Below are 1,721 nucleotides of genomic sequence, written 5' to 3'. Positions count from 1 at the left end.
GCCACAACATCGGATGGGCTCGACCTGACAAGGATGATATCGGCCGTTTCGATAGCGACATCCGTACCCGCGCCGATCGCGATCCCGACATTGGCCTGGGCGAGGGCAGGGGCGTCATTCACTCCGTCGCCAATCATCGCAACGATCAGGCCGCGTGACTGGACGTCCCGAACCTTGTCCGCTTTCTGTTCAGGCAGGACTTCGGCGATGACCTCGTCGAGACCGATTTCCTTGGCGACCCAATCAGCGACCTGCTTGTTGTCGCCTGTGAGCATAATGCAGCGAATGCCCATTGCCTGGAGCTGAGAGATGGCGCTTGCTGATTCTTCACGGATTATATCTGCAAGAGCGATAGCGCCGATCAGCTTTTCTTCGATCAGCACAAAGACCACGGTCTTGCCTTGTGCGCTCAGGGCCTCAAATCGCGGATCGTCCATGACCAGTCCCTTGTCACGCAGGTATCCCGGGCTCACGACCTTGACGTTCCGGTCCTTGACCACGCCTTCAGCGCCCTTGCCGGGGATCGCCTTGAACTTGTCGACCGGCCAGGCCTCCGGCGCGTCCCGGACGATCCCTTGAGCAATCGGATGTTCGGAATGGGCTTCGATCGAGGCGGCATAGGCGATGACCTCGTCTTCGGTAAACGTCGTGTCGAACACGAGTGTATCGGTGATCCCGAACTCGCCCTTGGTCAGCGTCCCGGTCTTGTCGAAGATGATCGCGTTGATCTTGCGCGCCTCTTCAAACGCGGTCCGGTCGCGGATGAGCAGGCCATTGGTCGCTGCAATAGCGGTTGAGCGTGCCACGACCAGCGGCACGGCAAGTCCCAGCGCATGCGGGCAGGCAATGACCATGACCGTCACTGCGCGGGCCATTGCGAACGAGAATCCCTGACCCGTGAACAGGGTCCAGAACAGAACGGTCGTAAGGCCTCCACCAAGCGCAATGAAGGTCAGCCATTTTGCGGCTGTATTTGCGAGATCCTGTGTCTTCGACTTGCTGGCCTGGGCTTCCTGGACCAGTTTGATGACACTCGACAGAAATGTTTCGTCGCCGGTCTTGTCGACGCGGATGGTGAGCGAACCTTCTCCATTGATCGAACCGCCAATGACTTCGGCATCAGCCCCCTTGAAGATGGGCTTGGACTCACCGGTCAACATGGATTCGTTGAGCGAAGACTCGCCTTTGATGATGATCCCGTCTGCAGGGACTTTTTCGCCCGGCTTGATCAGCAAATGCTCGCCGCCTGTAAGGGTCGAGACCGACACATCGCTTACCGAGCCGTCTTCTGCCACAAGATGGGCTTCGTCCGGCATCAGCGCGGCAAGTTTCTCGAGCGCCCGGCCGGCGCCAAGGACCGATTTCATTTCGATCCAGTGCCCGAGCAGCATGACTGCGATCAATGTCGCCAGTTCCCAGAAGAAGGTCTCGTCGCTTCCGAGTGCAACCATGCCCATCGAATAGGCATAGGCAGCGGTGATCGCGACAGAGATCAGCGTCATCATGCCTATATCGCGGGTCGTAATCTCTCGCCAGAAGCCTTTCAGGAACGGCCAGCCGCCATAGAAAAACACGAGGCTTGAGAGCGCCGCCAGCACGTATCGGTCACCCGGAAAACGCAAGACGTCTGTCAGCCCAAGCCAACCCTGTATCATTGGCGCGAGCGCAAGAATTGGCCCGGTCGCAGCCAGGACGACCCAGAAGCGCTTGCGATATTCCGC

General features: G+C 58.9%; 1 protein-coding gene. It reads right to left on the bottom strand.

Annotated features, from left to right (window positions below; translation table 11 throughout):
• On the bottom strand, nt 1-1,721 hold a 1,721-nt coding region (locus tag HOC_RS20380), incomplete at both ends, for a heavy metal translocating P-type ATPase (RefSeq protein WP_035542376.1).

Origin of the sequence: Hyphomonas oceanitis SCH89 (assembly GCF_000685295.1) — a bacterium.
GTDB classification, from domain to species: Bacteria; Pseudomonadota; Alphaproteobacteria; order Caulobacterales; family Hyphomonadaceae; genus Hyphomonas; species Hyphomonas oceanitis.
The sequence above is the reverse complement of the archived record's forward strand: the minus strand, read 5'-3'. Positions and strand labels throughout refer to the sequence as shown.